A 26,005-nucleotide genomic window follows, 5' to 3' on the forward strand; every position below is an offset into this window, starting at 1 on the left:
CTAGGCGGCTGGAAAAGGTGAGAACAGGGTGCGTTGTCGGCGATTCCGCCGTTAAGCCTCCTGGCCTGCTGCAAGGTTTCCTAGGACCGGAGCCCACACGGCTGCAACACAATCAGTGTGAGATAAAACCCGCGTTTCCGCGGGTTTTATGATTACAACGGGCATTCCCGGGCGCGGACGGCGGCGACGAGTCAGTCAATTCAATTTGACCGATGGCTCCCGGCCCCAGACACGCAGTTTGCCAAGCGCCTTGATAAAAGCCGTGACATCCTTCGCCGCTCCGAGCGCAATCACGCCCTCATCCAGTGAATCGGCAATTCCGGCCTTCTGCATGAGCGGTAGCGCTGTTTCCACATAGCCGATGAACTTGCAGTGCACGAAGGCATCTGCCACGAAATCGCGGGCCGTAGCCTCCTTCAGCAGATCGCCGGTTCCCTCGGCTGAGGGGAGGAGGGCGACGGCGTCGTAAAGCACCGAAGGTCCGCCGTCGATCATCTGATGCGCCTCGATCCAGTTGCCGTCCGAGAGCGTCACGCCGCCGATCTTTGGCGCGATCACTTCGAATGTTGCCTTCTGCTCGGTGATCTCGGCAAGCAGCGCCTTGAAGATAGCGGCATCGGTGCCATCGCTGACAAGAATGCCGAGCTTGCGTCCTTCGAACCGTTTCGGACCGCGCTCGACGATGCTGAGCGCCGGCGACGGCTCGAGATCCTGCCGCGTCGGCATGGCCGCATCGGCAGGCTTCGGCATCGATTTGAAGCCGAGTGCGTGGCCGACCTTGCTGGCCAACGTCTCGTCGATGTTCAAGAGATGCGAGACCATACGCTCGCGAATGACCGGTGTTTCGACCTTGCTCAGTTCGAAGATCAGCGCTGCGGCGATATGGCGTTGCTCCGGCGGCGTCTGGCTGATGTAGAATTGCCGGGCTTGGCTGTAGTGATCGGCAAAGCTTTCCGGGCGCAGCCGAACCTTGGGACCCTGCTCCTCGGCCGGGAAGTGCCGATAGCCCTGAACCGGCGATTCCCGCGGGCCCTGATTCCAGGAATTCGGCTGGTAATTGACGCGCCCGACGGGATTGCGCATCGCCATATGGCCATCCTGCTGAAAATTGTGGAAGGGACACTTCGGCGCGTTGATCGGCAAATGTGTGAAATTCGGACCGCCCAGACGTTTCAGCTGCGTGTCGAGATAGGAGAAATTCCGTCCCTGCAGAAGGGGATCGTTGCTGAAGTCGATGCCGGGGGGAACGTTCTGCGTCATGAATGCGACCTGCTCGGTCTCAGCAAAAAAGTTGTCGGGCATTCGGTCGAGCACGAGACGGCCGATCGGTTTGACCGGAAGGATCTCCTCGGGGATGATCTTCGTCGGATCGAGGATGTCGAAGTCGAACGTGTCGGCGAAGTCTTGGTCGAAAAGCTGCACGCAGAGTTCCCATTCGGGAAAGTTTCCCGACTGGATCGCCTGCCAGAGGTCGCGGCGGTGGAAATCCGGATCCGCACCATTGATCTTGACTGCCTCGTTCCAGGCGACGGACTGCAGCCCGAGCTTCGGTTTCCAGTGGAATTTGACGAAGGTCGATTCATCCGCTGCATTGACGAAGCGGAAGGTATGAACGCCGAAACCCTCCATGAAGCGGAACGATCGCGGAATGGCGCGGTCCGACATCACCCACATGATCATGTGCATGCTTTCGGGCGTCAGCGTAATGAAGTCCCAGAAATTGTCATGCGCCGACTGCGCCTGCGGGAATTCCTTGTCGGGCTCCGGCTTTACGGAATGGATGATGTCGGGAAATTTGATCGCGTCCTGAATGAAGAAAACCGGGATATTATTACCGACCAGGTCCCAATTCCCCTGCTGGGTGTAGATCTTCACGGCGAAACCGCGCACGTCGCGCGCCAGATCGAAGGAACCCTTGCTGCCGGCAACGGTCGAAAACCGGACGAAGGCTGGCGTCTTTTCGCCGGGCCGCTGGAAAAGATCGGCCCGGGTATAGGCGGCCAGGGATTCATATGTTTCGAAGTAGCCATGCGCGCCGTAACCGCGCGCATGCACGACCCGCTCGGGAATGCGCTCGTGGTCGAAATGAAAGATTTTCTCACGGAAGTGGAAGTCATCGATGAGAGCGGGGCCGCGGGCGCCGAGACGAAGCGTGTTCTGATCGTCGGAAACGGGGCCACCTTGCGCTGTGGTCAGCACCGGCATGCCGTCTTCGGCAAACTGATGAAGCTCGCCGCCTGCACCCCGGTGCAGTTTCTGATCATGGATCGTTGCCGTGTCCGAGGGCGAGGTTTGGGAGGTTTTCTTGGCCATCTATGTTCTCCGGAAAGGGTTTTACCTAACCGAAGCTCGCCAACGGCCACATGTTCCGCCCGATGCGAAATAAACCGCCACTGAGAAAAAGGCCTGGGGGCGGACGATGATCCAACCACAGCAGAGCCGGGGATGGCTCCACATAAATGGCGCGCGGGGCCTTTCGACCCCGCGCCCCGGTTTCCGTTGATCCTGAGCCTCGGGCCTTAGATCCGGGGCGTGACGAGGAGGTCTTCCTCTTCGTCGCGTTGCGACCCGCCAAACGCTGCTGCGGCGGCAGCGATGAAAGCCCCGATCAGAAGTGACAACGCGCCGAGCAATGCCGTGGTGGAGGCAGCCTTGCGTGCCTCATCGGCGGCTTTCTGGGCGGCGACCTTGGCGTCGTCGATGCGCTTCAGCACAGTGTCGACGCGGGTGCGCGCATCGGCCTCGGAAAGACCGGTGCGAGCAGAGACGATGGTGGCAAGATAGGCCTTGTCGTCATCCGGGATCTGGCCCGCGGCCGCACCGTTGAGGAGGATGCGGGAGACTTCTGCTGTTGCTGCGGTATCATCGGATGTTGCTCCAGCACGGGCCTGTTCAGGACGCAGCAAAGCGTCGGTAAAATAGGCGGTGGGCAGATCCGCGGTCGATGCCGCCGAGGACGCCGCCGTACCTGCGGCGGTGGCCGCCGAACCCACGGCTTGTGCGCTGGCACCGGCAAGCGAGGTCAGCGACGAGGCCAAAAAGCCGGCAACGAAGATCGTCGCCAGCGCCCAGCTGATGAAGCCATGCGCCGTGTCACGGAAGAACACCTCGTCGGTATGGACGGCCGCCCACTTCGTGCGCAGCCGGCCGGTGATATAGCCACCGAGCCCGGAGGAGAGCCATTGGACGACAACCAGCCAGATCGCCGCCGTCACCCCGACCGTGCCGAGCGAACTGCTTTGACCCGACCAGGGCGACACCATCGTCAACCCAACCCCGGATCCAAGCAGCAAAAGAATGAGGGTCACTCCGATGGCAGCAGCGGCGCCTCCGAAGATAGGTCCCCATGTCATGGCGGATTTGGAGGATTCGACCGGAGTAGCAATCTCTCCGGAACCTGTCATTGAAACCGACATGATCTGTTCCTATCGCATAAACAGAGCAAGAAGGATGATGATCGGCAGTGGAACACCAAGCAGCCAAAGAAGAATACCGCGACCCATGAAAGACCTCCTGTCAGAAACTGACGTTACGTGGTTGATGCCACTCAACTTTGAACCACGGTCTTTGTTCCCGGCCGGCTTGGTCATCGACGATCTTCATGCGGAGCTGATCGAGATCGATAAGAATCTTGCGCGTTCGGAGCTGACGTCCGGCGAAGAGAGCGCCATATCTTGAGGAACAAGGTGATCTTGGCAGGAGAGAGCAGAAGCTCTCATCACTCGGTCATAGCCTAAACTGGAGAGGAATCGATGAAGAGATTTCGGGCATTTGTAGCAGCCGGAGCAATCAGTCTTGCCGCCATGACTTCGGCCTGCTCGACGCCGCCGAATTCATATGGCTCGGCGTCAGGATATCAGCCGGGAGATTCAATGAATCCGGCCTGTGCCGATGGCTTCCGACCCGGTGACGGCCGTTCGTGCAGCTATTAGAGGTGGTCGCCTTGCCCGTACAATGAACGGGATCGTCCGGAGCGTCAGGCGGGCGGTCATTTCCGTTTGATGACAGCCCCGACGGCGGCGCCGATCGCGGCGTCATCGAACAGCGTCGGCCCGACTGCGGCGCCTATTCCGATTCCTATCGCCATACCCAAAGCCATGGCCGTGATTTATCCCGGTGCTGTGGCGATAGTATGTGTTTCGCTGCGCCCGGCGGAGCGTCGGCGGTCCTATTGACTGCCGATCCACTTCATTACGGTTTTTTCCGGAGGTCACCTGGTAAAGCATCAATGAGTTGATGCACTTTTCCGGTGGCGAATACGATGTCCTCGCGCGGCAGATGGACTGTTATCTCAATCTCTTCCCACCTGCCGCCATGGTCTTTTGCGAACCTGACGGCGGCTTCCAAAGAGGTGAATTGCACGACCGGTGCGTTGGCGGTCCAGAACTGCACGCTGCAGTCCGCCGCACTGTAATCTAAAAATGCTTTTTCAGGATCTAGCGCCATGGCGTTTGCTTTACACCGCCGGCGGTTGGTTGGCCAGCGGTTGCCTACCCATCGTAAATGCACATGACTAGGCCGCCGGCTTGACGGCGATGTGCGCGCGGATGGCGACCCGGGCAGGGATGGTCTTGGATAAAAAGAAAGGGTCGGGCGAATGCTCGCGCCGACCCTTCTTTGATTGCATTAGCAGGGTGCCAGTACATCCGTGGTCACCAGCAAAAGCCATCTGATAGATTGAATTTATCCGCCTCGTGAATTTTCGCAAGGATTAGGGGGGTGCTGATTTAGGGCTAGGTGTGGGAGGCGCAATAACCAGGGTACGACGAGAAGCACGACACGCGCTTTGAGGGCGCTAGTTGCCTGGCTGATCGGTCAGTCGATCGAAAGACAGTGCGATTGCATGGACCGGCCCAACGCTCTTAACCTTGGCGACAGACAATCCTACAGTGCGATCCGCTGCCAGTAGCGGATTTAAGATTCAGGAGAAATCAATAAGAAAAATTTGTTGAGCCCCATTTCGAAAAATCAAATCTCAAAACCGGGGAGGGAAGTGGGGAAGAAAACGCCTGCTTTCGGATTATCAACGAAACAGGCGATTACTTGAAAAAATGGCTCCCCGGGCCGGATTCGAACCGGCGACCTGTCGATTAACAGTCGAATGCTCTACCGCTGAGCTACCAGGGATCACTGCTTGGCGCGGTGTGAGTGGGCTAATACAAACGCTTTCCCGATTTGCCAAGCGGTTTTTTCAAAAAAATGAAATGAACTTGTATTTGGGATGCCTGCGCCCATCTCTGGGGAATGACAAACGTGAATGATCGTCAGGAGACTAGAGGCGGGGAGAAGCGCAAGGCACGGGCAGTGCGCTTCGGCATCGATCATGCAAGCGGCAGGCTTGTGCTCGGCTCTTTCAGCATCGGCATGCCGCGCTCGCGCATCGCGCGGATGGCACTCGGCATGGCCCTCATCTTCTGCGGCGTGTTGGGTTTCCTGCCCATCCTCGGCTTCTGGATGCTGCCGCTCGGTTTCCTCGTGCTCTCGCACGATCTGCCGTTCGCGCGCCGGCTTCGGCGGCGGCTGGCTGTCTGGTGGCACAGACGGCGAAAACCGGCTGGCTGATCGGCAGGAGGGCGTGGACCTGTGGATGGCTTTTCGCATTCGTGGTTTATGGAATGTAAAACGCAAAATTGCGTCACAATGGTCCAGGTGAGGAAATGAAGGTATCTTTTGTTGTCGTCCTGTCGGCAGCGGCGCTTCTCTCAGGTGTTTCCGCCGAGGCCCAAGTAGACAGCGGCGGTTTCGACGCTCGCGGCATCTGTCGCCGTCCCGAAGGTTGCGTGGTCGACCACGGTCAAGGCGGCAGCTACAACGGGCCTCGCAACTATCGCAATTTCAACGGCCGGAATGAGCGCGATGGGAGGAACGACCGCGAGCGGGATAATCGGCGCTACCGTTCTCAGAACAGGAGCGACAATTTCGACGCCGGAACCAGCCGCCTTGTCGCAGGCCCTGAGATTGGGCTGGGCGCGCAGCTCATCCACATTCGCGTCTAGTTGGATCTGAGTTCGCTTTCCTCGAAAGTTCCGCCGTGGTCCGGATCGAGGCCAGTCGTCATCAGCAGGCTGCAGGCGGCAAGGAGAAGGACGAGCTTCACTGCGTAGGCCGCCACGGAGGCCGGTTGTCGAGAGCCCGGTGATACGCGAGACGGCGCTATATAGTACTGGTAATAGAAGTATGGATCGTCCGTTTCCAGCAGGTTCTGGTGGACGTGCGGCGGAATATCCGCATGTTTCACCGGCGGAGAACCAGGGAATTTTACATGCAGATCCCGGGTTTCGGCGTCGTATGCTGCACGCACGCGCTTCGATTTGAGGGCAGCCCAATCCATCTCAAGCTCCTATACCCTCCCGCGGGCAATTGAGTCCCGGACGGTGATCGAAGTCAAGTCAAGAATTTGTTTCAAATGCCATCATTGGCAGGAAATGGGGCATCGTCACGGCCGCGGAAATTCCAGCCCGCGCCCGCTCCGTTTCGGGATGGAAAAATGGTCGTTTCGACAACCGCGGAATAGCGTTTTTCCGGAATGCCCTCTTGCGATTTCCTTACGATCATTCTAAACGCTCGCCACGGCTCAGATAACGAGCGCGTGAGGCCTCGTGGCGGAGTGGTGACGCAGAGGACTGCAAATCCTTGTACCCCGGTTCAATTCCGGGCGAGGCCTCCAACATCTTTTCACCACAGCGATAAACTATTGCAAAAGCCTCGATAATTTCCGAGGTGTGGCCGCTTGGACTTGAATCGTTCCGCCACGCCAAAGGCAGGGTGTGGCAATGTGTTCCCGGTTTATCCGTTCGCCACGGCGCTTTCGTCGGTCAGCGCAAGCAGTTTGGTACTTACGCCATCCCAGTTGATTCCCGCGACAAGTCTGTCGTGCCAGGCGCGCGCGATCGGCATTTTCGTATAAATTTTTGAGGTCTTTCCATCGCCCCAGCCGAGCATCGCCTCGAGCATGCTGCCGGTCGCTTCGTTACAAGCGACCAACAGCATGCTCGAGGTCGCTTCGTTACAAGCGACGTCGGTCGCGAGGCTCTTCCGAACAGAATTGGCGGTGAGATGGTCGAGGCCGGCAAGCGAAGCTTGAACATGTCCCTGCGACGGTGCTGCGGGCCGAGCTGCGAGACATCAGGCACTCGGAAGCCGGTGAATATCAAAATAGCGACACACAGAGTGGCCTTAGAGCGCGATCATGGTGTTCGATGAGCTTGAAGCCAGCTCCTTGGGCGTCGCCGTCGCGTGGCCGCCTGTAAGGACGGCGAAAGGTTCGACGAGGCGGGCTGCGCGGCATGATGGACAGGGTCAAGCGAAAGACGACGGCGGTTCCCTATGACGGCAGGCGGAGGGACGTCGTCTGATTACAGCTGACGCTGATCGCCGAGATCGAATACAGGGCATGGACGGATGACGGCAAGCTCCGCCAGTTCAAGGGGCTTCGCGAGCTGCAGGACAATGCGGCGATTTATGAGATCGACTAGCGTTCAACGCGGGTGACGAATGCCAGAAGACGCGATAGGATGCTAAGCTTGTACGGGATTCCTATTGTTTCTTCGCCGAGCTTTGTGAGCCGCCAACCCGTGACGTAACTCCACCCGCCACCAGGACTATGAATGGTGATGAGGCCAAGATCGCATGCGCGATTTACAACAGTTTTGTCGTAGTCTTCCCATTCCCCGTCAGTCATGAGACAGCAGAGATCGACTTCCTTCGCAGTCATATACAGAAGCTGAATAACATCCTCGTCCAGTGACGCTATGGCAGCCGCAGAGGACATGCCTGCGTGATTAATTATGTTCATCAATTCTCCCCCACCCAAGTAATTAGCTACAGCCCACGCGAGTAATTTGCGCAAGCACTATTTCTGGACTTTTGTGACATTGGTTACCAAGTGCGCGGTTGTTCAACAGGTGTTTGAGTTTCAGAGATGATGTGCATCGGTGGGGACGATGCTGCCTTCGGAACCGGCATCTCTGCGAGCTTTGCATTCACTTGAGGTGTGGTAGGGTGTGGCAGCCGCCGTTGATTTCCAATGAGAAATATTTTGGCGGAGGTGTGGCGATAATCTCGGTGACCATTTGACTCCGCCCGCTTGCGTCGTTCCCGGGCGAGGCCTCGAACATCTTCCACATGACATAATCTATGTGAAACGCTGCTGGCTCAGCGGTGCGGCATTGGCGTTTGCGATGCTACCAGACCCGCTGGCCGGGCGAAAAATCGAACTGTAACGGATTAATCCCCGTGAGGCGGTAGAGCGCCTTCAGGCCGCCTTTCCGGATTTGCGCCTGATATTGCAGATCGCTCAATTCGGGGCCGTTATCGATTTCGGGGCCGGCGCCGAGAAGCCGCCGCATGCCTTGCGGCGAAATGCGGGTGAAGCTGCGAATGTCACCGCTGCTGTATTTGATCAGCAGCAGGCGGGCATCGGCATTGTAGTGAAGCGCTTCTATGCCGCGCGATTGGATCATGAAGGTTTGCATGCGCACACCCATAGCGCAGGGCGAGGGCGCCGCAACAAAATGGTTGACGTAACGTTAATGCGCGTGCGGCTGTCGGGGCTGGATTTCAAAGGAAACGAACGTATGTCAGGCCTGCGCCGGGCATGATTGCCGCAGACGCCATGCAGGGGTATCTCCGAGCGAGTTTCGTCGCCCTATCGCTTCCAAGTCGTTTCGCCGTCCAACAGCCCGCAGCAGAATATGCCGATGAGCGCTGCGACGATGAAGAAATCGAACAGCGTGAAATACTCGAAAATCGCAGACATGGCCTGCTCCTCCTATTTCCTCCGCTGCAGATCATAGCATGAAGGGCTAAAAGAATCCACGCTGGAGTTGCAGTGTCCATCCCGCCCCTGTGGCGCGGAAGAGGCGCCGGCCGGATTCTTTTCGCTGGCGCCTGCCAAGCCTTGAAAGCATCCGTGGCGGGGATTAAGAGACGAGGGATAGGAACCGCTTTTCAAGAGCGAGAGGACATGATGGATTTCGAAGCAGCGCGCGTAAAGATGGTCGATACCCAGGTTCGCACGACGGACGTTACCTCGCATTCCGTGCTGACGGCGTTTCTCACGGTACCGCGTGAGGCTTTCGTGCCGGAGAAGGCGAAGCTGCTGGCCTATATCGACAACGACGTCGAGATCTCCGCAGCCGCATCGGGAAAGCCGGCCCGCTTCCTGATGGAAGCGTCGCCGCTTGCCAAGCTGTTGCAGCTGGCCGCGATCACCAAGGACGACTTCGTCCTCGAGGTTGGCTGCGGCACGGGTTACACTTCGGCGCTGTTGTCGATCGTTGCCGGCTCCGTCATCGCGCTCGAATGCGACGAGACGCTGGCCACTGAAGCGAAGGCGCAGCTTGCCGGCTACGCCAAGGTCGAGGTCGTGACCGGCCCGCTCGAACAGGGCTACGCTGCCGGCGCGCCCTATGATCTGATCTTCATCAACGGCGCGGTTGAAGAGGTTCCGGCGGCCCTTCTCGGTCAATTGCGCGATGGTGGTCGCCTGATCACGGTCGAAGGTTACGGCAATGCCGCCCGCGCCAAGGTCTTCGTCGCCGAGCGCGGCGCCATTTCGGAAAACGTCTTCTTCAATGCCTCGGTCAAGCCGCTGCCGGGCTTCGCCAAAGCGCGCGAATTCGTTTTCTGACATCGTTATTGTCGATGACGTTCAGCGACGGGCGCCATGGGCGCCCGTTTTTTATCAGCGCCGCTGGAAAGCCTTCACAAACATCATCTACCCTGACGCCGCCACGGCCGATCGGACGGATGTTATGCGCTTCAAATTCTGTTTCATGGGATGTCGCCGCCGCAAAAACGCGATAGGCTTTGCGGGTGGCAAACATCGGGTAACAAAACTGTGCATGGCTGCATTCATTTGATTCGCGATGATTTTTTTCACGCCTGGGGTATTCTAAGGTCGTGGTGATTCGGATGAATGCTCCACGCCATCCGGTCGTTGTTTTGGGATAACGGGGATAGAAATGGCTCAGCCAAGTGTAGCGCGTGAACCGTCCATGGAAGAAATTCTGGCCTCCATCCGCCAGATCATCGAAAGCAATGAGCCCGGCGCCGGCAAGGCGATTTCCGCGTCCCTGCCGCCGGTCTACGGCGCCGACGAGGATGACAACGGCTCCGAAATTCATCTGACGGTCGACGATACCTATGCCGGCGTGGAATTCCCCGAACCGGTCATGCGCTCCTCCGATCCGCGTTTCGTCGCCGCCAATTCGGCCGGCACCGCCCCCGAAGCAGAAGTTCCGGCCCGCGCTCTCTCGCTGGCCGATGTCGCCGCCCGCGTGCGCGCCGCCTCCGAGCGCAGCGCCGTGCAGGCCGGTCAGGCTTTGCGTGAAATTCCGAGCGGCTTCCGTCAGCCCGAACCGCAGCCGGCCGTTACGCCGGGGCCGCCGCGCGCCGCGGCACCGCAGCCGCAGTCGGCACAGTCTGTTTTCCCGGATGCCGCAGCGCCCATTCAGCATGTTGCGATCCAGCAGCCGGCCGAGCCGGTGTTTACGGAAACGCAAAGAGTGGCCGTCGCCGAGCCTGCGCCTGCCGTCGAAACAGCGCTGCCGGCCACGGAACCCGCTCAGTCTTCGACCGACCGTTTCCTCCCAAGCGTCATGGACGAGGTCCAGCCGACGCTGCTTTCGGAGGATGCCGGCCTGCAGATCAGCCGCTCCTTTGAGGAGCTCGCCGCCGCGATCGATGGTGCCGAGCGCCGCTCGCTGGACGAAATCGCAGAGGATATGCTGCGCCCGATGCTACGCGAATGGCTTGATGATAATCTGCCGACACTGGTCGAGCGGTTGGTGCGTGAGGAAATCGAGCGCGTGGCGCGCGGCCCGCGCCGCTGATCGGATTGCTTTTTCCTAAAAAGCCGCTCCGGTCTCCGGGGCGGCTTTTTTATTGACTTGGCCGTGACCATCCTATTTACAAACGCCACCCTCGAACCTCGAAATTGGTCAGAAAATGCTCGACAAGACCTATGATTCCGCCGCCGTCGAACCGAAAATCGCCGCGAAATGGGACGAGGCGGACGCTTTTCGCGCCGGCGCGAACGCCAGGCCCGGGGCCGAGACCTTCACCATTGTGATCCCGCCGCCGAATGTCACCGGTTCGCTGCACATGGGGCACGCGCTGAACAACACGCTGCAGGACATCCTGGTGCGCTTCGAGCGCATGCGCGGCAAGGACGTGCTCTGGCAGCCGGGCATGGACCACGCCGGCATCGCCACCCAGATGGTCGTCGAGCGCAAACTTATGGAACAGCAGCTGCCGGGTCGCCGCGACATGGGCCGCGAAGCCTTCATCGACAAGATTTGGGAGTGGAAGGCGGAATCTGGCGGCCTGATCTTCAACCAACTGAAGCGTCTTGGTGCGTCATGCGATTGGTCGCGCGAACGTTTCACCATGGACGAGGGCCTGTCGAAGGCGGTTATCGAAGTTTTCGTCACCCTCTACAAGGAAGGTCTGATCTACAAGGACAAGCGTCTGGTCAATTGGGATCCGAAGCTGCTGACGGCGATTTCCGATATTGAGGTCGAGCAGCACGAGGTCAAGGGCAATCTCTGGCACCTGCGCTATCCGCTGGAAAAGGGCGTAACCTACCAATATCCGATTGCATTCGATGAGGAAGGCAAGGCGACCGAATTCGAGATGCGCGATTATGTGGTCGTCGCAACGACACGACCTGAAACCATGCTGGGCGATACCGGTGTTGCCGTCAATCCGAAGGACGAACGCTATCAGGGCATTGTCGGCAAGCATGTCATTCTGCCGATCGTCGGCCGCAGAATTCCAATCGTTGCCGACGATTATGCCGATCCGGCTGCCGGCACCGGCGCGGTGAAGATAACGCCCGCGCACGATTTCAACGACTTCGACGTCGGCAAGCGCGCAGGTCTTCGCGTCATCAATATCATGAACGGCGACGGCACGATCACCATCAAGGACAATGAGGACTTTCTCGAAGGTCTCGACAATCCGGCGGCGCTGCACGGCGCCTGGGACCGCCTGGAAGGGCAGGACCGCTTCTATGCGCGCAAGGTCATCGTCGAGATTTTCGAAGAGGCGGGCCTCGTCGACAAGATCGAGCCGCACAAGCATATGGTCCCGCACGGCGATCGCGGTGGCGTGCCGATCGAGCCGCGGTTGACCGAACAATGGTACGTCGACGCCAAGACGCTCGCCGAGCCGGCGATCGCCTCGGTCCGTGAAGGCCGCACCAGGATGGTGCCGAAGAGCTGGGACAAGACCTATTACGAGTGGATGGAAAACATCCAGCCCTGGTGCGTCTCCCGTCAGCTCTGGTGGGGTCACCAGATTCCCGCCTGGTACGGCCCGGACGGCCAGGTCTTCGTCGAAAAGACCGAGGAAGAGGCGCTTCAGGCGGCGATCCAGCACTACCTCTCGCATGAGGGGCCGATGAAGGCCTATGTCGAGGACCTGCTCGAAAACTTCAAGCCGGGCGAAATCCTGACGCGTGACGAGGACGTGCTCGACACCTGGTTCTCCTCAGCACTCTGGCCTTTCTCGACGCTCGGCTGGCCGGACGAGACGCCCGAACTGGCGCGTTATTACCCGACCAACGTTCTCGTCACCGGCTTCGACATCATCTTCTTCTGGGTCGCGCGCATGATGATGATGGGCCTGCACCTTATGAAGGATGAGGATGGCGAACCCGTCGAGCCCTTCCAGACCGTCTATGTCCACGCGCTGGTGCGCGACAAGAATGGGCAGAAGATGTCGAAATCGAAGGGCAACGTCATCGATCCCTTGGAATTGATCGACGAATACGGCGCCGACGCGCTGCGGTTCACCCTGGCGATCATGGCGGCGCAGGGCCGCGACGTGAAGCTCGATCCGGCCCGCATCGCCGGCTACCGCAATTTCGGCACCAAGCTCTGGAACGCCACACGCTTCGCCGAGATGAACGGCGCGAAGAGCGATCCGCATTTCGTGCCTGAGGCCGCCGAGCTCACCATCAACCGCTGGATCCTGACGGAACTTGCCCGTACGGAACGTGACGTTACGGAAGCGCTCGAAGCTTTCCGCTTCAATGATGCTGCCGGCGCGCTCTACCGCTTCGTTTGGAACGAGGTCTGCGACTGGTATCTCGAACTGTTGAAGCCGGTCTTCAATGGTGAGGACGAGGGCGCCAAGGCCGAAGCCCAGGCCTGCAGCGCTTATATTCTCGAAGAGATCTACAAGCTGCTGCATCCCTTCATGCCCTTCATGACCGAAGAGCTTTGGGCCCATACGGCAGGCGAAGGCAGAGAGCGCGACACATTGGTCTGCCACGCCGAATGGCCGGCGCCGTCCTATGCCGACGACGGGGCCGCCGACGAGATCAACTGGCTGATCGACCTCGTTTCCGGCATCCGCTCGGTGCGTGCTGAAATGAACGTGCCGCCATCGGCGACAGCCCCGCTCGTCGTCGTCAAGGCCAACAACCTGACGCGTGAAAGGCTGTTCCGCCACGACGCCGCCATCAAGCGCCTCGCGCGCGTCGAGGCGATATCGCTGGCTGACGATGCGCCGAAGGGTGCCGCTCAGATCGTCATCGCCGAGGCCACCATCTGCCTGCCGCTTGGCAATCTGATCGACCTTTCCGCCGAAAAGGCTCGTTTGGAAAAGGCGATTGCCAAGATGGAGGGCGAGATCTCCCGCATCGACGGCAAGCTCTCCAACGAGAAGTTCGTCGCCAACGCCAATCCTGAAGTGGTCGAGGCCGAGCGCGATCGTCTCGAGGAACTGAAGGGGCAGATCGCGAGCCTGAGGATCGCTCTTTCCAGGGTAAGCGAAGCCGGGTAAGTTTCGCCGATCCTTTTTGGTAAGTTATTTCAAAGACGCGCCCTCTGCCGGCGCGTCTTTTTATCGTTCTGGGCGCATGCGATTCGGTCGTGAAACGGCTGGTTTCGGGCGCGGAGCCTGTGGATTGTGGCTGAACGGGCATCCAGCGGGCGAAAACTGCCACTGTTGTCGGATTGATACAGCTTCTGCAATGTTTGGAATGAAAACCCAAAAGCCCACCTGAAATTCGACAGGCCTGGAATAAAATTTTATTAACCAGGTTTTTTGACGTGTCCGTCAATTTCTTTACGTAAGTTAGCCACTGCAATGCCTGGGAGCGCTGCCGTGGGGCGCGTTGCCATATCACGCGAACACTTACTAGAGTGGGGTCACATCAATTGCTGGAGTGGGGGAGACACAATGGCATCTCGTAGGTTTTCCAAGGGCATAACATCGCTCGTTCTTCTTTCGTCGCTTGCATCGCCGTCCTTCGCGGGCGGTCTGGAGCGCGGCGGCTATAACATCGATCAGTTGTTCGACACGTCGCCTTTCTCGTTTCAGTCGGGCGTTACCTACGTCACGCCCCAGCGCAAGCTGAAGGACGTCCGTGACACGGACACATCGACATCTCCGGGCGGTGGAAATCTGAACAGCCGTCCAAACACCGCTGACGATAGCTCAAATTACACCATCCCTTATATTGGCTTTAAGGCTGGTTTTGGCGATGCAATCGACTGCCTGGTCGACTATTCAGAGCCCTTCGGCGGGCATACCGACCCCGGTCTGAACTGGGCCGGTGCCAACAATAACATTGAGACAGAGATCAAAACCCGCAACTATGGTGGCACCTGCTCCTATCGTTTTGATGTCGGCCCTGGTCAGCTTCGGTTTATCGGCGGCGCTTTTTATCAGGAAGTCGAAGGCTTCAAGGAACGTCTGGTTTCAACCGTTCCCCTTCTGGTCGGTACCGGCAACGGCGTCGGCCGCCTCGATCTCGAAGATAGTGGCTGGGGCTGGCGCGCCGGTCTCGCCTACGAGATTCCGGAATATGCAATGCGAGCGAGCCTCGTCTATAACAGCCGCGTAAAGTACGACAATCTGACCGGTACGGTGGATCTGACGCAGGTGACTGCACCATTTGCACCGCTGAATGGCGCTCCTTATGGAAGGGTCACAGACGTCTTCGGCTCTGCCGAAGCGCCGGATTCGCTTGAGCTTAAGTTGCAAAGCGGTATCGCTCCGGATTGGCTTGCGTTTGGCTCGCTAAAGTGGACCAACTGGAGTGTCCTGCAGTCCGTGCCTTTCTGCCCAAAATCGACCAAGGGCTTAGTCGCCTGCACCTCCGGCGGTGCGACGGAGCTGACGTCGCTCGACCTTCTTTACCAGGACGGCTGGACGATCACCGGTGGTGTTGGCCACAAATTCAACGAGCAATGGGCAGGTGCCGTCAGCCTCACCTGGGATCGCGGCACTAGCCAGGGCTATGGCGCGCAGACCGATAGCTGGACGCTGGGGCTCGGTGCAGCCTTCACGCCGACCGAACATATCGAATGGCGCGTTGCCGGCGCCGTGGGCGTGTTGACGAGCGGTTCGTCTGGCGTCGTGACCCAAAACGGCGTCACGTTTGGAGATGATGTCTCCTATTCCTTTGGCAACGATCTGGTCGCTGCGCTGTCGACGAGCCTAAAGATCAAGTTCTAATTCCCCGATTTGAAGAATTGAGGAGCCCGGCACTGCCGGGCTCTTCTTTATTTGCGCCCGTTAATCATGCCATTTCCCGGTCTCGTTTTGTGACGATTCAGCAACACATTTTTACGACGTTTGGCGTATGGTGGTGGTGGGGCGAATTTGTCCATTTCCCGCCACAAAGAGGGCGCAGCGCTATTTGCGGGCGAGGTGATGGCAGGCGTACGGTGCGTGTAAATAGTAGTATGGGTCGATTTTTTTCCGGTAGCATCAGGTCGTACGGCGCGATTGGCGACAGTCGTTTGATTGCGGTCGTTTCGCTTTCCGAACAAGGCTGTTCGGGCTGCCGATCCAGCCTCGCGATGAAGTCGTCGATCCATGCATTGTCGTTATTTTTGACCCGCTCGGATGAGCAGCCCGGCTTCGCCGGACATGTCGATACCGGTTTCGTCACATTTTCTGTTTACGAATACGACAAAGGCGGGAAGGCGGATGCCGCGCCTGCCGAACGAATGCCACGGAGATTGCAGTCGAGCCATGCCGGGAGCCGGGTGGTTCGGAAGGATGTGCTGAGAATACCGCCTTTGAGAAAAGGCCAGTGGGCTGGATGCGACGCGGGCAAAGGAGCCATGGAGCTCGCCGCGGGATCGCTCGCCTCGAAGGAATACATCCGCGGGATGCACGGCATGAGCGCCGTTGCCGCCTGCCTGGGATGAACGAAAGAAATCGGTTGAAATGGTGACGTCCGAGTTCAAACTTTTCAAATTCATGCTGATGGGCATGTCGATAGCCGTAGCGCTGGCGCTGTCCGGTCCATGCCGCGCATTCGACATTAAAGGTGGCGTCAGCAAGGAATCCGGACCCTTCGACCTCTTCAAGTTCGGCTTCAAGGCCTATAAGAACGGACAGAAGGAAGAGGCGGTCGAAGCCTATAAATACGCCGCCGAAAAGGGCCACACCGGCTCGCGCTGGGCGCTCGCCAACATGTATGCCGATGGCGACGGTGTCACGCAGGATGATTTCGAAGCCTTCAAGATCTACAGCGAGATCGCCCAGCAGGGCGTCGAACCCGGTTCGGAAGACACGGGCTTCTTCGTCAACGCACTGCTCTCGCTCGCCAGCTATTACAAGCACGGCATTGCCGACAGTCCGGTCAGGATCGACCTCAGCCAGGCGCGCCAGCTTTATTTTCAGGTGGCTTCCACCTTTGGTGTCCCCGAGGCGCAGTTTCAGCTGGCGCAGATGATGCTGGCCGGCGAGGGCGGCAATGCCAGCCCGCAGCAGGCGAAGAAATGGCTGAACCAGGCCCGCAAGAGCGGCCATCCCGGCGCCATGGCGGTCTTCGGCAATATTCTTTTCGACGAAGGCCAGACGGCCCGCGGTCTGGCGCTGATGACGGCAGCACTCGACCGTTGCAAGCCCAAGGACTGCGGCTGGATGGAAGCGCTGCAGGAGCAGGCCTTCTCGGTTGCCAACGAGGCCGACCGCCGCACGGCGGTATCGCTGTCGCACACCATCGCGAGCGGTACCGACGACTGAGGTGAGGCGGAAGGCTTCAGCCCGCGAAATCGAAATAGGCGATGACAGGCACGTGGTCGGACGGCTTTTCCCAGGCCCGCACATGTTTTTCGATCGCAGCTGACGTCATCCTGTCGGCAGCTTCTGGCGACAGCAGCAGATGGTCGATGCGGATGCCGTTATTCTTCGGCCAGGCGCCGGCCTGATAATCCCAGAAGGAATAGAGCTGCGTCGCATCCGTCGTGGCGCGCAGCGCATCCGTCAGGCCGAGATTTTCGAGCCTGCGGAACGCCTCCCGTGTCTGCGGCAGAAACAGTGCATCGTTTTCCCAGACCTTGGGATCGAAGCAGTCGTGCGGTTCCGGGATGACATTGTAATCGCCGGCAAGAACCAGCATTTCTTCATAGGCCAGCCGTTCGGCGGCGAACGTCCGCAGGCGCTCCATCCAGGCGAGCTTGTAAGGATATTTCTCCGTTTCGACAGGATTGCCGTTCGGCAGGTAGAGGCAGCAGACGCGCAGGATTCGCGTGTCGGACAGGGTGAACGCCGCTTCGAGGAAACGCGCCTGTTCGTCCAGCGGATCGCCGGGAAGGCCGCGGTTCACTTCGAAAGGTGAATTTTTGGAGAGAATCGCGACGCCATTGAAGCCCTTCTGGCCGTGCGTCTCGACGTGATACCCAAGCGCCTCGATCTCCAGCCGCGGGAAACCTTCGTCGACCGTCTTGATCTCCTGCAGGCAGACGATATCCGGATCGGAATCCTTCAGCCATTGCGTGAGATTGTCGATGCGCGCCTTGACGCCGTTGATGTTCCAAGTCGCGATCTTCATCTCTTCGCCCTGTTCGCTGCGTGCGCTTCTTTTATCGCGGTCTTTCGCCGGCGGACAAGACGATAAACCGGCCGGAAGCAAAACTTCGGCCGGTTCGATGGGGACAATGCCGTGCGTTCAGATATTCAGATCGAGAAACTGGTGCCGCAGCCGCAGCTCGCCACCGCATTCGGGTTCTTGATCTGGAAGGACTGGCCAAGCAGGTTGTCGACGAAGTCGATCTCCGAGCCCGCCATGTAGACGAGCGACAGGCTGTCGATCAGCACTTTGGCATCGTTCTTTTCGACGATGATGTCGTCGTCGCCGGCGCCGTCGGCAAGATCGAACTTGTAGGAAAAGCCCGAACAGCCGCCGCCTTCGACGGAAACGCGCAAGGCGCTCTTGCCGGTTTCAGCGCCGACGATCGCAGCGATACGCTTTGCCGCGGCATCTGAAAGGGTTACACTCGTATCCGTCATGTTTCCTCCTGCCGGGGTCAAGATCCGGAGAGAATGGGTTTTGGCACTTGAATGTTCAAATGCCTGATATCAAAGAAACTTACCATGATATTCGCGAAAAGGCGATGATGCGCCGAAGCGGTTAAGAAAGCGCCTCTTTGCCGTTTCATCGACCTATAGGTATGAAGGGCGATAAGCGGCGTCAATGGGTAGATGCGGCAACATGCAGGATGACGGTGAAGAATGACGATCGATACGCGTGCTTTGGGGTTCGGCAGCAGTGAGAGGGCGGTCTTTGCGGCCGACCCCTGGACGACGCGCGGGCGGCTCTATCAGGAGGACGGTAGCCCGACGCGCTCCGATTTCCAGCGCGACCGCGACCGCATCGTCCACACCACCGCCTTCCGCCGGCTGAAGCACAAGACCCAGGTCTTCATCGCCCAGGACGGCGATCATTACCGAACCCGGCTAACGCACACGATCGAGGTGGCGCAGATCGCTCGCGCGCTTGCCCGCGCCCTGAAGCTCGACGAGGATCTGGCCGAAGGCGTGGCGCTCGTGCACGATTTCGGCCATACGCCGTTCGGTCATACTGGCGAGGACGCGCTGCACGAAGTGCTGCTGCCCTATGGCGGCTTCGACCACAATGCCCAATCGCTGCGCATCGTGACCAAACTGGAGAGGCGTTATGCCGAATTCGACGGCATCAACCTGACATGGGAAAGCCTCGAAGGTCTCGTCAAGCACAATGGCCCGCTTCTGACGCCGGATGGAGTAGGCACGCGCGGTCCCGTGCCGCAGCCGATCCTCGATTATTGCGAGCTGCACGATCTCGAGCTTGCAACCTATGCCAGCCTTGAGGCCCAGGTCGCGGCGATCGCCGACGACATCGCCTACAATACCCACGATATCGACGACGGCCTGCGCTCCGGCTACCTGACTTTCGATATGCTGGAGGAAATCCCGTTTCTTGCCGGGCTGATGGCCGAGGTGAGGGCGCGATATCCGCATCTGGAGCCGAGCCGCTTCACCCATGAGATCATGCGCCGCCAGATTACCCGCATGGTTGAAGACGTGATCGGCGTCGCGCAGCAGCGCCTGTCGCTGCTGCGCCCTGAGAGCGCTGCCGACATCCGCGCTGCCGGCGAGGTTATCGCCACCTTTTCCGAGGGGATGGCCGAGACCGACAGGCAGATCAAGGCGATGCTCTTCAAACGCATCTACCGCAATCCCGATATCATGCGCATCCGCGCCGGTGCCGCCCAGATCGTCACCGATCTCTTTGCTGCCTACATGGCCAATCCCAAGGAGATGCAGAGCCATTACTGGGTAGATCATATCGCCGGCCTGGCCGATGCGCCGAAGGCCCGCCATGTCGGCGATTATCTCGCCGGCATGACCGATACCTATGCGATCAGCGCCCATAGGCGGTTGTTTGACCACACTCCGGATTTGCGATAGGCAGCGGTCGCCCACGCCGAGGGCCGATTTGAGCCTTTGGCACAGCCTATGCATGGAAGAGTGCGATGAACCTTTTTACCGACTTCGAAGCCCGGATCAAAACCGCCCTTGAACAGATCGATCTGGTCAGGGAAAAGCGATCTGAGCTCGATTTCGGCCGCATCACCGTCGAGCCGCCGCGTGACGCGAGCCATGGCGATGTGGCGACCAATGCCGCAATGGTGCTGGCAAAAGTGCTCGGAACCAACCCGCGCGCGCTGGCCGACGTCATCATCACCAAGCTCAAGGAAGATGCTGACGTCGCCGATGTCTCGGTCGCGGGTCCCGGCTTCATCAACATCCGTCTCGCCGTCGGCTACTGGCAGCGGCTGCTCGCCTCGATGATCGGCGCCGGCACCGATTACGGCCGCTCGTCGCTCGGCAAGGGCAAGAAGGTCAATGTCGAATATGTCTCGGCCAATCCGACCGGCCCCATGCATGTTGGCCATTGCCGTGGCGCCGTCGTCGGCGACGCGCTTGCCAACCTGCTCGCTTTTGCCGGTTACGGTGTCGAGAAGGAATATTACATCAACGATGCCGGCTCGCAGATCGACGTGCTCGCCCGTTCCGTCTTCCTGCGCTACCGCGAAGCGCTCGGCGAAAAGATCGGCGAAATCCCCTCGGGTCTCTATCCCGGCGACTATTTGGTGCCCGTTGGTCAGTCGCTTGCCGCCGATTACGGCGTGCGGCTGCACAACATGCCGGAAGACCAATGGATGCCGATCGTCAAGGACCGCACGATCGACGCGATGATGGTGATGATCCGCGACGATCTGGCGGCGCTGAATGTCCATCACGACGTCTTTTTCTCCGAACGCACCCTGCATGCGAATGGTGCGGCCGCGATCCGCACGGCGATCAACGACCTGACCTTCAAGGGCTATGTCTACAAGGGCACGCTGCCGCCGCCGAAGGGCCAGCTTCCCGAGGATTGGGAAGATCGCGAACAGACACTGTTCCGTTCGACCGAGGTGGGCGACGATATCGACCGGCCGCTGATCAAGTCGGACGGCTCCTACACCTATTTCGCCGCCGACGTCGCCTACTTCAAGAACAAGTTCGACCGTGGTTTCGACGAGATGATCTATGTGCTTGGCGCCGACCATGGCGGCTACGTCAAGCGCCTGGAAGCGGTTGCACGCGGCGTTTCGGATGGTCAGGCGAAGCTGACGGTCCTGCTCTGCCAGCTCGTCAAGCTCTACCGCAACGGCGAGCCGGTGAAGATGTCGAAACGCTCGGGCGATTTCGTTACGCTTCGGGACGTCGTCGAAGAAGTCGGCCGTGATTCGGTCCGGTTCATGATGCTTTACCGCAAGAATTCCGAGCCGCTCGACTTCGATTTCGCCAAGGTGACCGAACAGTCGAAAGATAATCCTGTTTTTTACGTGCAGTATGCGCATGCTCGCTGTATGTCGGTCTTCCGGCAGGCGAGGGAGGCCTTTGCCGACCTTGATGTTTCGCCGGAAAATCTCGCGAAAACCGTTGCAGGCATTGGCGATCCGGCCGAATTGCAGCTCGTCGCCAAGCTTGCTGAATTCCCGCGTATCGTTGAGGCGGCGGCCCAGTCGCAGGAGCCGCATCGCGTCGCTTTTTACCTCTACGACGTCGCCAGTTCCTTCCACGCGCACTGGAACAAAGGTAAAGATCAGCCGGAATTACGATTTGTTAATGATAAAAACCGAGAATCAAGTATTGCCAGACTTGGGCTGGTGTACGCCGTCGCGTCGGTTTTGAAGTCGGGACTCGCCATTACAGGCACTGCCGCACCGGACGAAATGCGATAACGTCACCATTTCCCCACAATGCGCTGGCATTTGAGCGTTGGCGTTTGCGAGTGGGAATAAGCATGGCTGATAAACAACTTGCGTATGATACGCGCGGAAAAAACGACCTGTTTGCCGACGATGATCCGTTGGCTGAACTTGCCCGGATCGTCGGCTTCGAGCCGCGTGTTGCGGCGAATACGGTGACTGAGACCGCACGCCGCGAGCCCGCCCTCGATCTCGAAGACGAGCTTGGTCGCGAGTTCGACCGCTACGATTCGCCACGTCCGCTCGCAGAGCTCGATCGGCCGGCCGAGCCGATCTCTGATGATCTCACGCCTGAAGATTACGTCGAGCCCGTTCTCGATGCTTCTCCCGCTGCCGAACATGCGGAGGCTCCTGAGCCGGTTTCGGCTTCCGTCGCCGCCTTTGAGGCTGAAGAAGCAGCTTTGCCCGCCGCAGGCAATGGCGACGCATCTGTCGCCGACTGGGCGGAGCAGCTTTCTCCTGAGCCCGATGCGTCGGTGCAATCGGCCTTCGGCGGTGCGCGCGACCTGATCGAGGAGCTTGAGCTGTCGATCGGCGCAGCACCCGTCTCTTCGCTGGCGCAGCCCACCAAGGCGCCGCAATGGTCGGCTGCCAGCATCAGGCTGCCGCTTGCCAATTTCCATGCTCCGAAGCGCGAGGAACCGGTTGTTTTGCCGGAACCTGTGGCCGAAACGGTCGCGGCACCGGTTGCTGAAGCACCGTCCGCCGATCTTCCTGTAGTCGAGCCTCAATCTGTCATCGAGCCGCCGGCGCTTGTCGCCGCTGTCGAGCCTTCCGAGGAATTCGAATCCGCTTCGCCGTCACTTGGCTTTCCCGCCGAGCTCGATCGCCATGATGAGGTGATCGCGCCGGAAGAGACCGCCGAGGCCGAAGAATTCGTCGAAGTCGAGGAAGAGCTGGAGGATTTCGGGTCCGACGCCGGTTTCGATCTCATCGCCGCCGCCGTCGAAGGCGAGATCCAGGCCGATGCCGCGCTGACCGAGGTCGTGCCTGATGTTCCGCACACCGCCGGCACGTTCGATCTCGACGATCTGCTCGCCGACGTCTCGCGTTATCCGGTACCGCAACGTGCCAATCCGGCGCCCGTCTCGCCGCAGCCCGCATCGATCGAGGCAGCGCCCGTTCCGGCCGCCCCTGTGGCCGTCGACCCTGTTCAGTCCGAGGTGATTGCGTCGCCACCGCTCGCCGCAGCACCCGTCCGGCCCGCTCCGGTCGAGCCGGCACCGGTCTATGCTGAAGCCGCAAGGCCGATCGCGCCGCAGCTTGCCGAGGCCGTTACGCCCCAGCCTGCCGCAACGGCATATTCGCCTGCGCCGCAACCGGTACCGGAAGCCGACGACCCCTTTGCCGGCCATGATTTCGAGCTGGATCTTGCCGGCATCGAGCTGGAACTCACCGATCTCGATTTCTCTGAGCCGTCCGAGCCAGCATCTCAGCCTGAGCCGCCAGCCCCTGCTCCCCAGCAGGCCGCGGCGGTCGCTCCTCGGCCCGCCGCTCCCGTGTTTGCTCCCGAGCCACCGGCTCCTGCCTTTGAGCAGGCCGCTGACGCTCCTGCACGGGCCGCTGCGGCCTTCGTTCCCGAACCGCAGGCTCCAGCTCCGGCTCCGGCTTTCAACTGGGCGTCTGTCTCCGACTCGACCGAAGACCTGCCATTCGATCCGGCGATGATCTCCGATCCGGAGGATCGTCCCGAGGCCGTCGACGACATGCACGTGCCGGCGCTGCCGCCCGTCGAGCAGCCCGCACCGGTCGCGAAGTCTGCGGATTTCGATTTCGATCTCGACGCCGAGATCGCCAGCTTCTTTGAGCCGGCCAAGCCGCGGCAAACGCCGGCACCGGTCCGGGATACGGCCGCCGCTGCTGCAAAGCCGGTCAAGCCCACCATCGCCGATGGCCTCGATGATTTCGAACGGGCGCTGGAGGAGGATTTCCGCCGCAGCGTGCGTGAGCCGGTCGAGCGCCGCGAGACCTCCGAGGTTCGCATCGAATCGGCAAGCCAGGCTGCTGATTTCAGCCGGGCCCGGTCGATGCGCCGGCTGCTCGCCGGGGCCGTCGTGCTCGTGGTCTTCGCAGGCGTCGGTTACGGCGTCTATTCCTCCGTCTGGAACGGCGAGGGGCTCGGCATTGTCGCGTCCGGCGAGCCGCGCGTGATCACTGCCGACAAGGAGCCGGTCAAGGTCGTTCCGGAAAATCCTGGCGGCAAGACCGTGCCGAACCAGGATAAGGCCGTCTACGACCGCGTTGCGGGTTCTGCCGAAGAGCCGAAGCAGAAGGCGCTCGTTTCTTCCGACGAGGCGCCCGTCGATGTCGTCCAGCGCACGCTGACACCGGAAGCGCTGCCCGAGGACGACGAGAACGCCAGTGCTGACGATCAGGTCACGCCGACTGCGGTCGGTGAGACGGAGGATCCGCGTCTGCTGCCAACCCAGGACAACGCCGACAACGCTCCGGCAACCGACGCCGACAAGACGCCGTCCGTTTCTCCGCGCAAGGTTCGCACAATGATCGTCAAGCCTGACGGTACGTTGGTTGCCCGCGAGGAACCAGCGCCCGTCGACCAGCCGACACCCTCTGCCCCGGCGACGCAGTCTGCCCCGGCGACGCAGTCTGCCCAGGCGACCCAGTCTGCCCAGGCGACGCCGCCGGCTCAGCCGCCGTTCACGGCTCCGTCGACCCCGCCCGTGCCGCCCGTCGGTGGAACGGCCGCAAGCTTCCCAGCAAGAGCCGAGGTTGCTTCCGCCGATGCGCGTTCCGCAGCCCCCGTCGAAACCGCGCCGGTACAGCCGCCGCTCGCCGGCAGTGCTGACGCACAGGCCGCAAATCCCGCTCAGGTCGCTCCGCCGGTGCGTCCGGTCAAGACCTCGGCCACTGCCGATACCGCTCCAATCCCGACCGCCCGTCCGGTTGACCAGCCCGTCAACGTCGTAGGCACAGTGACCGAGAAGGGCAATGTCCGCCCGCCTGCCCAGCAGCCGAAGCCCACACAGCAGCCGAAGACGACTGAAGTCGCGGCCGCAGCACCTGTCGCCGCAAAGCCGCAGCAGGCCGCATCCGCCGGCGGCTACGGCATCCAGATCGCCTCGCTGCCTTCGGAAGACGAGGCGACCAAATCCTATGCCAACCTGTCGAAGAAATTCGCCAGCGTGCTTGGCGGCCGCAGCCACGAGATCCGCAGGGCCGATATCGCCGGCAAGGGCACTTTCTACCGTGTCCGCATTCCGGCCGGTTCCAAGGACGAGGCCGCAGCACTCTGCGAACAGTATCGCGCGGCGGGCGGAAGCTGCTTGATCTCCAAGTAAGGATCAGGTCCTGAATATGAGAGCGGCGGGCTGGATCGGTCCGCCGCTCTTTTTTGTGCATCGGGCCGAAAACCTGCTCCTGTAGAATGCTTCAATCTGACCAGGAAAGGCTCTAAGATTCGGATATGACCGAATCAAAAGCGATGATCCTTGGCTGCAACGGCCTTGCCCTCACTTCCGAAGAGAAGGCCTTTTACCGGGGCGAACGACCCTGGGGCTTCATCCTCTTCGGGCGCAACATCTCCGAAGCGCGGCAGATCGCCGACCTCGTCGCCGAACTGCGCGACAGCGTCGGCTGGCATGCGCCGGTGCTGATCGACCAGGAGGGCGGCCGCGTCCAGCGCATCCGTCCACCCGTTCTGGCGCGTTATCCTTCCGGCCAGGCGCTCGGCGAGCTCTATCGCCGCGATCGGGCACTCGGCCTGCGCGCCGCCTGGCTGATGTCACGGCTGCACGCCTTCGACCTTTCGAGCCTCGGCATCGATGTCGATTGCCTGCCGGTGCTGGATGTGCCGGTCGAGGGCAGCAGCAACGTCATCGGCGACCGCGCCTATGGCGCCGATCCCGAAACCGTCATCGCGATGGGAAGGGCGGCTGCCGAGGGGCTGAAGGCCGGCGGCCTGTTACCTGTCATGAAACATATGCCCGGCCATGGTCGCGGCTTTGCCGATTCACATCTGGAACTGCCTGTTGTCACCGTCTCGCGCGACGAGCTGGAGCTCCATGATTTTCCGCCTTTTGTCGCGATGAAGGACGAGTTGATGGCAATGACCTGCCATCTCGTCTTCACCGCCATCGACCCGGACAATCCGGCGACGTGCTCGCGCAAGGTGATCGACGGCATCATCCGCAAGCACATCGGCTTTAACGGTCTGCTGCTCTCCGACGACAGCTCGATGAACGCTCTTTCCGGCACGATCGGTGAACGCGCGGCGAATATCATTGCAGGCGGATGCGATATTGTGCTGCATTGCAACGGCAATATGGACGAGATGCTAGATGTCGTGGCAAATGTTCCGCCGCTCGCCGGCATATCGCTTGCCCGCGCAAAAGCGGTGGAAGCAGGATTCGCGGCGGCGGATACTTCAGATGAAGCGGAATTGAGGGCGGAATTCGAAGCGATGTTTGCGACGGTCTGATCGTAAGGGAGCA

At 60.2% G+C, this 26,005-nt stretch carries 23 protein-coding genes, 2 tRNA genes and 1 pseudogene; 16 read left to right on the top strand and 10 right to left on the bottom strand.

Annotated elements, in window-relative coordinates:
• Positions 1-195: 195 nt before the first annotated feature.
• Complete coding sequence (locus ACM5SV_RS18030) at positions 196-2,313, bottom strand: catalase (protein ID WP_222015716.1); 2,118 nt, start codon at positions 2,311-2,313, stop codon at positions 196-198.
• Between the two features lie 206 nt (positions 2,314-2,519).
• Positions 2,520-3,416 carry a hypothetical protein gene (locus tag ACM5SV_RS18035; RefSeq protein WP_222015719.1) on the bottom strand — a complete coding sequence of 299 codons (897 nt, stop codon included), beginning with the start codon at positions 3,414-3,416 and terminating at the stop codon, positions 2,520-2,522.
• A gap of 85 nt (positions 3,417-3,501) precedes the next feature.
• Here ACM5SV_RS18035 and ACM5SV_RS18040 point away from each other — a divergent pair, with 85 nt between their 5' ends.
• Positions 3,502-3,678 (top strand): hypothetical protein, encoded by a 177-nt coding sequence (locus tag ACM5SV_RS18040; protein ID WP_012757220.1) that lies wholly within the window; start codon positions 3,502-3,504, stop codon positions 3,676-3,678.
• 74 nt (positions 3,679-3,752) lie between these two features.
• The gene (locus tag ACM5SV_RS18045; protein WP_017993757.1) at positions 3,753-3,932 is read left to right on the top strand and encodes a hypothetical protein; all 180 of its coding nucleotides are present in this window, start codon (positions 3,753-3,755) and stop codon (positions 3,930-3,932) included.
• A gap of 259 nt (positions 3,933-4,191) precedes the next feature.
• Here the strand turns inward: ACM5SV_RS18045 and ACM5SV_RS18050 are convergent, their stop codons facing one another.
• A complete protein-coding gene (locus tag ACM5SV_RS18050; protein ID WP_113547024.1) occupies positions 4,192-4,446 on the bottom strand; it encodes a hypothetical protein in 255 nt (84 codons plus the stop codon).
• Between the two features lie 606 nt (positions 4,447-5,052).
• A tRNA-Asn gene (locus ACM5SV_RS18055) sits at positions 5,053-5,127 on the bottom strand.
• A 117-nt stretch (positions 5,128-5,244) separates the two neighbouring features.
• Between ACM5SV_RS18055 and ACM5SV_RS18060 the strand changes: the two genes are divergently transcribed.
• A complete protein-coding gene (locus ACM5SV_RS18060; RefSeq protein ID WP_113547023.1) occupies positions 5,245-5,562 on the top strand; it encodes a hypothetical protein in 318 nt (105 codons plus the stop codon).
• 95 nt (positions 5,563-5,657) lie between these two features.
• Complete coding sequence (locus ACM5SV_RS18065; protein WP_222015720.1) at positions 5,658-5,996, top strand: hypothetical protein; 339 nt, start codon at positions 5,658-5,660, stop codon at positions 5,994-5,996.
• On the opposite strand, the gene ACM5SV_RS18070 is transcribed toward ACM5SV_RS18065, so the two are convergent.
• Complete coding sequence (locus tag ACM5SV_RS18070; protein ID WP_222015722.1) at positions 5,993-6,331, bottom strand: KTSC domain-containing protein; 339 nt, start codon at positions 6,329-6,331, stop codon at positions 5,993-5,995. The genes ACM5SV_RS18065 and ACM5SV_RS18070 overlap by 4 nt on opposite strands.
• A gap of 262 nt (positions 6,332-6,593) precedes the next feature.
• On the opposite strand from ACM5SV_RS18070, the gene ACM5SV_RS18075 reads away from it, so the two are divergent.
• Positions 6,594-6,667, top strand: a tRNA-Cys gene (locus ACM5SV_RS18075).
• Between the two features lie 119 nt (positions 6,668-6,786).
• Here the strand turns inward: ACM5SV_RS18075 and ACM5SV_RS18080 are convergent.
• The gene (locus ACM5SV_RS18080; protein WP_113547021.1) at positions 6,787-6,990 is read right to left on the bottom strand and encodes a hypothetical protein; all 204 of its coding nucleotides are present in this window, start codon (positions 6,988-6,990) and stop codon (positions 6,787-6,789) included.
• Between the two features lie 287 nt (positions 6,991-7,277).
• On the opposite strand from ACM5SV_RS18080, the pseudogene ACM5SV_RS18085 reads away from it, so the two are divergent.
• Positions 7,278-7,475, top strand: a pseudogene (locus tag ACM5SV_RS18085) (ATP-dependent DNA ligase); the annotation flags it as partial.
• Here the strand turns inward: ACM5SV_RS18085 and ACM5SV_RS18090 are convergent.
• Both ACM5SV_RS18090 and ACM5SV_RS18095 read right to left on the bottom strand, forming a co-directional pair.
• On the bottom strand, positions 7,472-7,795 hold the full coding sequence (locus tag ACM5SV_RS18090) for a hypothetical protein (protein WP_113547020.1): 324 nt from the start codon (positions 7,793-7,795) through the stop codon (positions 7,472-7,474). The pseudogene ACM5SV_RS18085 and the gene ACM5SV_RS18090 sit on opposite strands and share 4 nt — an antisense overlap.
• A 388-nt stretch (positions 7,796-8,183) precedes the next feature.
• Positions 8,184-8,486, bottom strand: a complete 303-nt coding sequence (locus tag ACM5SV_RS18095; protein ID WP_012757225.1) for a hypothetical protein — start codon at positions 8,484-8,486, stop codon at positions 8,184-8,186.
• Positions 8,487-8,965: 479 nt separating this feature from the next.
• On the opposite strand from ACM5SV_RS18095, the gene ACM5SV_RS18100 reads away from it, so the two are divergent.
• The 6 genes from ACM5SV_RS18100 (at position 8,966) to exoR (ending at position 16,998) form a co-directional block, all read left to right on the top strand.
• Positions 8,966-9,631, top strand: coding sequence for a protein-L-isoaspartate O-methyltransferase family protein (locus ACM5SV_RS18100; protein WP_180692206.1), 666 nt, complete (start codon positions 8,966-8,968; stop codon positions 9,629-9,631).
• Between the two features lie 334 nt (positions 9,632-9,965).
• Complete coding sequence (locus ACM5SV_RS18105; RefSeq protein ID WP_222015724.1) at positions 9,966-10,835, top strand: DUF2497 domain-containing protein; 870 nt, start codon at positions 9,966-9,968, stop codon at positions 10,833-10,835.
• A 115-nt stretch (positions 10,836-10,950) separates the two neighbouring features.
• Entirely contained in the window at positions 10,951-13,794 is a 2,844-nt protein-coding gene (locus ACM5SV_RS18110) for a valine--tRNA ligase (RefSeq protein WP_222015725.1), read from the top strand.
• A 399-nt stretch (positions 13,795-14,193) separates the two neighbouring features.
• Positions 14,194-15,474 carry an OmpP1/FadL family transporter gene (locus tag ACM5SV_RS18115; RefSeq protein WP_017993769.1) on the top strand — a complete coding sequence of 427 codons (1,281 nt, stop codon included), beginning with the start codon at positions 14,194-14,196 and terminating at the stop codon, positions 15,472-15,474.
• A gap of 230 nt (positions 15,475-15,704) precedes the next feature.
• Positions 15,705-16,175 (top strand): hypothetical protein, encoded by a 471-nt coding sequence (locus ACM5SV_RS18120; protein ID WP_222015726.1) that lies wholly within the window; start codon positions 15,705-15,707, stop codon positions 16,173-16,175.
• A 19-nt stretch (positions 16,176-16,194) separates the two neighbouring features.
• Positions 16,195-16,998, top strand: a complete 804-nt coding sequence (exoR, locus tag ACM5SV_RS18125) for an exopolysaccharide production regulator ExoR (protein ID WP_012757230.1) — start codon at positions 16,195-16,197, stop codon at positions 16,996-16,998.
• A gap of 16 nt (positions 16,999-17,014) precedes the next feature.
• Here exoR and xth read toward each other — a convergent pair whose 3' ends face one another.
• Both xth and erpA read right to left on the bottom strand, forming a co-directional pair.
• Positions 17,015-17,806 (bottom strand): exodeoxyribonuclease III, encoded by a 792-nt coding sequence (gene xth / locus ACM5SV_RS18130; protein ID WP_012757231.1) that lies wholly within the window; start codon positions 17,804-17,806, stop codon positions 17,015-17,017.
• Positions 17,807-17,931: 125 nt separating this feature from the next.
• Positions 17,932-18,264: an iron-sulfur cluster insertion protein ErpA gene (gene erpA / locus ACM5SV_RS18135; protein ID WP_012757232.1), complete on the bottom strand. Its 333-nt coding sequence runs from the start codon at positions 18,262-18,264 to the stop codon at positions 17,932-17,934.
• Positions 18,265-18,486: 222 nt separating this feature from the next.
• Here erpA and ACM5SV_RS18140 point away from each other — a divergent pair, with 222 nt between their 5' ends.
• From ACM5SV_RS18140 to nagZ, 4 genes are all read left to right on the top strand, one after another.
• Entirely contained in the window at positions 18,487-19,704 is a 1,218-nt protein-coding gene (locus tag ACM5SV_RS18140; protein ID WP_222015727.1) for a deoxyguanosinetriphosphate triphosphohydrolase, read from the top strand.
• 65 nt (positions 19,705-19,769) lie between these two features.
• Entirely contained in the window at positions 19,770-21,527 is a 1,758-nt protein-coding gene (argS, locus tag ACM5SV_RS18145) for an arginine--tRNA ligase (RefSeq protein WP_017993771.1), read from the top strand.
• A 62-nt stretch (positions 21,528-21,589) separates the two neighbouring features.
• Positions 21,590-24,853 (top strand): SPOR domain-containing protein, encoded by a 3,264-nt coding sequence (locus ACM5SV_RS18150; RefSeq protein ID WP_222015728.1) that lies wholly within the window; start codon positions 21,590-21,592, stop codon positions 24,851-24,853.
• Between the two features lie 125 nt (positions 24,854-24,978).
• Positions 24,979-25,992 carry a beta-N-acetylhexosaminidase gene (gene nagZ / locus ACM5SV_RS18155; protein ID WP_012757236.1) on the top strand — a complete coding sequence of 338 codons (1,014 nt, stop codon included), beginning with the start codon at positions 24,979-24,981 and terminating at the stop codon, positions 25,990-25,992.
• Positions 25,993-26,005: the final 13 nt, after the last annotated feature.

This window comes from Rhizobium sp. CRRU65, from assembly GCF_048551595.1.
GTDB lineage: Bacteria > Pseudomonadota > Alphaproteobacteria > Rhizobiales > Rhizobiaceae > Rhizobium > Rhizobium leguminosarum_J.